Origin of the sequence: Vibrio sp. YQ_11, assembly GCF_043103065.1 — a bacterium.
GTDB lineage: Bacteria > Pseudomonadota > Gammaproteobacteria > Enterobacterales > Vibrionaceae > Vibrio > Vibrio parahaemolyticus.
In genome coordinates, this window is record NZ_JBICJM010000042.1 from 1 (window position 1) to 5,317 (window position 5,317).

Below are 5,317 nucleotides of genomic sequence, written 5' to 3' on the forward strand. Positions count from 1 at the left end.
TGAAGCGATCCAGTACGAACCGATCATGACCAGAGATGAGATGCGCCAAACAGTCTTCGAGTACATTGAGGTTGATTATAATCGGACGAGAAGGCACAGTGCTCTTGGGCATCTAAGCCCAGTTAACTTTGAACAGAAAAATGTCGCTTAATGAAGTGTCCAGTCTGGCTGGAGCAGATCAGAATGATAGTGATGCGAAGCGGTTGACACTTGCACACCACAATCACTATAGAATTAGGTCTAATTCTTTATAGTATTACTGATTTTGCTTAAAGAAGCGTTCAGCACTAGCAAACAGAGATTCGCAGAGATTTTTCTGCTTATTATACTCCTCAGAACCTTCTTTCATTGATTCTAGCGTCTCTTTGGCATCATGGTATTCTTTAACCATCTGCTCAAACTTAACCTCGTAGCCGCTTTTTTTGTATTTTCTTGGAGATTTATCTCGTTTTTTTCTCATTCTTGTTCCTGTTTGAACATATTCATCAAAAGTACATTGAATATGCAGGCTATATTTTTACATGAAGGATAGCCTAAAGTGGCTGAAGTAAGCCTGTTTCAACATACGACTATAAGTGCTCATTAACAATGATAAAGAATAGCTCCAAAGGATAACGTATCTAAATGGTCAAAAATCACAACTAAAAGAACTTTTACTTCATGTTTAGTTCAAAATTCTAAGTTGGACCTTTTTAAATAGGGTTACAGTCTATGAAGCTATTTTTTATAGTTAAAAACCAAACTGGGGGCTATTTAATGGAAGATAAAGAATAAGTTGCTATGGGAGTTGTATAACGATATGACTCGAAAAAAACTAAGAAGAGACTCGAACTGTATGTTTCATCAATAGCTCACGTTTCGGAGCTGACCTCACTATACACTCATTGAAGTAAATAGATAGGTATTTCCCGTTTTTCCTCATTTGAGTAGGTGCAAGATCTTTCTAAACATTTGCTTTTATAAAGCTTACCTAGAAATAAAAATTTAATCTAATCATGGATTTAGCTTTGAGTTTGTTGTAATTTCATAAATTACAACATGAGATAGCTCTTTAGTAACTAGTACCAGAAAGTAATCACTAGTTAGAGTTTTTCTATTGCATAACACGTTCTACAGGAAAGAACTACTGTTAAAGTTATAAGGTAAAAATAAAAAATAAAAAGCTAGCCTTTAGTAATTTTATCGGTATACTGCACATCAGCTCTTAAGAAAAGAGCTATTTAATTATTTTAAGATCAAATTTCTCTCAGTTCTTCATCGATTTCCTCGTTTACGTTCCTGCGAAAAAATATATATCTCTAAATCATATAATAGCGCTTATTAGCTATAACATTTACTATTAAAATTATCTTATATAGAGGTATCTATGTCTAATAAATCAACTGGTTCAGTAAAATGGTTCAACGAAACTAAAGGTTTCGGCTTTATTTCTCCAGAGAATGGTGGTGAAGACTTGTTTGTTCATTTCCAATCAATTGTCTCAACTGGCTTCAAAACACTTTCTGAGGGCCAAAAAGTATCTTACGTTGTTGAGCAAGGTAAAAAAGGTCTGCAAGCAGGCGAAGTTACTGTAATGTAACCGACTCTATGGCATCAACATTCGTTGGTGCCTATTATCTCTTCTTTTTATCATCACAAACTTTCATCCAAATTTATATACCCAAGTCACTTGAACTTAAACGTTAAGATTCACCTCACTTTGCTACGCAAATAGCCCCGTCTAATAAGTCATTTCAGTATATACCTTTGGCAAAATGCCAATAAATACCCACATAATAACTAATATGATTCAAGAATGAATCAGTTCGCCTAGTGCTTTGCTCATATAAATAGGTTTATATTAAAAGCGATTGGCGAATAAAAAGAGAATTAAATGAAATTAAATATATCCGCTCAATCACTAAACCACACTAAATATGACAATGTTATTCCTAGCCGAGATGCTATTCTTAGCCTATTCGATAAAGTAAAAAACTACTTAAGCTATGAACAGATTTCTCATTCATCTGGTTTGAATGACGAGCCTGAGAAAAATGCCTTAAAAAAACGCTTAAGAGCCATGGAACGTGATGGTCAGCTTATTTTTACGAGAAGAAAAGGCTACAAGAGAGTAGATCAATCATCGTTAGTAACCGGCAAGATAAGCATCCATGCGGACGGTTTTGGTTTTCTCACCTACGACGATAATGAGAAAGATCTATTCTTACCAAAGCATCAACTTAGTCATGTGTTTGATGGTGATATTGTACTGGTGTTGAAAGGACATCCGCAGCAACAAGGTCGTTCAAACCATCGGTTTATCAAGATCGTGGAGCGAAAAACAACTCACATAGTGGGTTTGTTAAAAAGAAAAGGCTCTAAACTCTACTTATTGCCAGAAAACTCGAAGTTAACTCAAACCATTTACGTCACTCCAAATGAACTGATTGCTAAAAATGTCGGCAAACTTGTCCACTGTAAAATCAATACTTACCCAGACCATAGACAACCAACTACCGTTGAGGTAGCGGAAGTGCTAGGGCGTCCGGGAGAAGCTGGTATAGAAGTGAAATTGGCTTTGCGTCGTCATGGAATCAATGACAAATGGGATAAAGACGTACTTGATGCTGCTTCTGCCTTCGGCTCTCAGGTGGAAGAAAAGGACAAGACATCACGAGTGGACTATCGAGATTTACCTTTTGTCACTATTGATGGTGATGACGCAAAAGACTTTGATGATGCTGTTTATGGGTATCAAATGGACAACGGTCAGTGGAAGCTATTCGTCGCAATTGCTGACGTATCTCACTACGTTAAACCAAATGATCATTTAGATCTTGAAGCGCAGAGTCGCGCTACATCCGTTTATTTCCCTGGATGCGTTGTGCCAATGCTGCCAGAGTCTCTATCTAATGGTTTGTGTTCACTAAACCCCAATGAAGACAGATTAGTAATGGTATGCGAGATGACCTTTGATGATGAGGGTAACATGCTAGATTCAGAGTTTTCTGAAGGCATCATTCACTCTCATGCCAGATTAACGTACGACGACGCTAACCGCATTATCATGCAATCTTCGGCTAAAACAACATACCAAAGCAACAACCCTAAAAATAATATTGCGCAGTATTTGGTGAATCTTCATCGTTTATATTTGAACTTATCTGGCCAACGCAGAGTTCGTGGAGCGATTGACTTTGATACACAAGAACTCGCTTTTAAGCTAAACAACAAAAAGAAGATTGCCTCTATCGTCCCTGTTGTTCGAAATGACGCTCACCGAATGATCGAAGAGTTTATGCTGTGCGCTAACGTTGCTACTGCGCAATTTCTAGAGCTAAATAAAATACCGAGCCTATATCGTGTCCACTCTGGCCCTCAGATGAAAAAGCTAACCTCACTGAGAATGTTACTTGCGGAAAAAGGGTTAACTTTGGCGGGGGGTGACAAGCCAACGTCTCACGACTACAACGCACTTTTAGATCAAGTTCGAGATTTGGATGAGTGTGACATAATACGTACCTTGCTGCTGCGCTCTCAAAGCCAAGCTGAATATTCGCCTAAAAACTTGGGCCACTTTGGCTTAGCATACGATGCTTACGCACACTTTACATCTCCAATTCGTCGTTACCCTGATTTACTCATTCATCGTGCCATCCGTGCCAAACTTCGAGAGAAAACTACTGGTAAATTACGTAGCCTGTTAATGAAGCTCAAGCCGATACGCCAGCTAGCAGGGATTTCGAATAGTTACCCTTACGATACAAAAGAGATTGAGCAACTTAGTGTGCACTGTTCACATCAATCTCGCCAAGCTGATGAAGTAAGTCGTGAGGTTGAATCAGCACTGAAATGTCACTACATGAAACCATTTATTGGGCGAAACTTCACGGGAGCCGTTTCTGGAGTTACGCACTTTGGTGTTTTTGTAGAGCTGAAGGAAAACAGAATTGAAGGTCTCATACCTTTATCCAGTTTTCAAAATGGCGATTTTGAATTTGATGCGATCAAACAAAAAATCTCAAGCCAAACGACAACTATTACACTTGGTACTCAAGTAAACATTACCGTTAAAGACATCGATTCTAAGCAAAGAAAAATTATATTTAACTTTGCTTAAAAGTAATTGAGAACGTGATGATTTGGTATCTACTGTTAACAGTTTTTGGCTTTCTGTGTTAAGCCAAAATTTGCCACGGAAAAACTGGCACATAGTACGTTACAACATTGGTATCCAAATCAACATAGTGAGGACACGATGTACACTAACTTTGGTATGCATGGCTTTCTATAAATAGCAAGGTTTGAGATTTTCAGACTTTTTATGAAAAGTGAAATGCCACAATTAATTGAGAGAGTCTTATCTTAATTAATTTAAGTTTAGCTAATTTAGATAAGCATATAACACGCTTGTGTCTATTTTGTGCTGACTTGTGTAGTATCATTGTCTCTTTCATAGCCAACATGGATGTGGTGTGAAATTAAGTTGACCATTAAAAAATAGGATTATATGTGAGCAAGTTACTTAAACCGACACAAAAGCAGAAACAACTTGGTCTTAATCCGAAAGGAAAAGGGATTAAGCGGATACCAGAAGAGTTAAAGAGAAAGGATGTCCGCAAACGAATAGAAGAGATTGAGGAACAAAAGAAGTGGGATAAGGAATGGGGATTGTGAGTTCAAGAAACCTCTCTGAACTTATCAATACGACACTCCTCATGCATTCTGAAAAACTGAGTAACTTGGACAGAGACATGCTTGCAGGTTTACTCGATCAACTCAACCGTGAACAGGCTTTGACAGACAAACAAATTAAACTATGTCAAAGGTTAATACGAAAAACTAATCAAGCCTGTGTATTTATTGATGACACTCCAAACGAACCGTGATTGCTAAGCAATATCACTCTTCGGTGCTATCAATCCAGCCTTGCTCAGGCGTCAATCGAGTCAGCACTTGATCCATTAAATCTTTGATTTCAATTTGGTCAGTACCCTCTGGCGCATGATGCTCTGCTGAGCGCTTTGCGTTCGTTAGGTTTTTCATGAAGATAGCTTCGCTATCCATCACGGCGTGTTTCGCGTTGAAGTAAGTGACCTGGTAGGTCGGCATAGTATTGTTCCTTCTGTGGGGGCGTGAAGATGTGATCTGCTCCAGCCAGACTGGACACTTCATTAAGCGACATTTTTCTGTTCAAAGTTAACTGGGCTTAGATACCCAAGAGTACTGTGCCTTCTCGTCCGATTATAATCAACCTCAATGTACTCGAAGACTGTTTGGCGCATCTCATCTCTGGTCATGATCGGTTCGTACTGGATCGCTTCAACCTTCATCGAAT

Annotated in this window: 7 protein-coding genes; 4 read left to right on the forward strand and 3 right to left on the reverse strand. The window is 38.4% G+C overall.

From position 1 onward, the window contains the following. The coding region (locus ACF8EG_RS15835; protein ID WP_392411757.1) for an IS3 family transposase at nt 1-151 on the forward strand (151 nt) is incomplete at its 5' end. Between the two features lie 105 nt (nt 152-256). Here the strand turns inward: ACF8EG_RS15835 and ACF8EG_RS15840 are convergent. Beyond that, on the reverse strand, nt 257-460 hold the full coding sequence (locus ACF8EG_RS15840) for a hypothetical protein (RefSeq protein ID WP_005483162.1): 204 nt from the start codon (nt 458-460) through the stop codon (nt 257-259). Nucleotides 461-1,366: 906 nt separating this feature from the next. Between ACF8EG_RS15840 and ACF8EG_RS15845 the strand changes: the two genes are divergently transcribed. The 3 genes from ACF8EG_RS15845 to ACF8EG_RS15855 all read left to right on the forward strand — a co-directional run bounded on the left by ACF8EG_RS15845 (nt 1,367) and on the right by ACF8EG_RS15855 (nt 4,656). Further along, on the forward strand, nt 1,367-1,579 hold the full coding sequence (locus ACF8EG_RS15845; protein ID WP_005483265.1) for a cold-shock protein: 213 nt from the start codon (nt 1,367-1,369) through the stop codon (nt 1,577-1,579). Nucleotides 1,580-1,873: 294 nt separating this feature from the next. Then, nucleotides 1,874-4,099, forward strand: coding sequence for a ribonuclease R (rnr, locus tag ACF8EG_RS15850; RefSeq protein ID WP_069507341.1), 2,226 nt, complete (start codon nt 1,874-1,876; stop codon nt 4,097-4,099). A gap of 392 nt (nt 4,100-4,491) precedes the next feature. Then, on the forward strand, nt 4,492-4,656 hold the full coding sequence (locus ACF8EG_RS15855) for a hypothetical protein (protein ID WP_005483300.1): 165 nt from the start codon (nt 4,492-4,494) through the stop codon (nt 4,654-4,656). A 225-nt stretch (nt 4,657-4,881) separates the two neighbouring features. On the opposite strand, the gene ACF8EG_RS15860 is transcribed toward ACF8EG_RS15855, so the two are convergent. After that, a complete protein-coding gene (locus tag ACF8EG_RS15860; RefSeq protein WP_005483224.1) occupies nt 4,882-5,091 on the reverse strand; it encodes a hypothetical protein in 210 nt (69 codons plus the stop codon). A gap of 62 nt (nt 5,092-5,153) precedes the next feature. After that, the coding region (locus tag ACF8EG_RS15865) for an IS3 family transposase (protein WP_392419531.1) at nt 5,154-5,317 on the reverse strand (164 nt) is incomplete at its 5' end.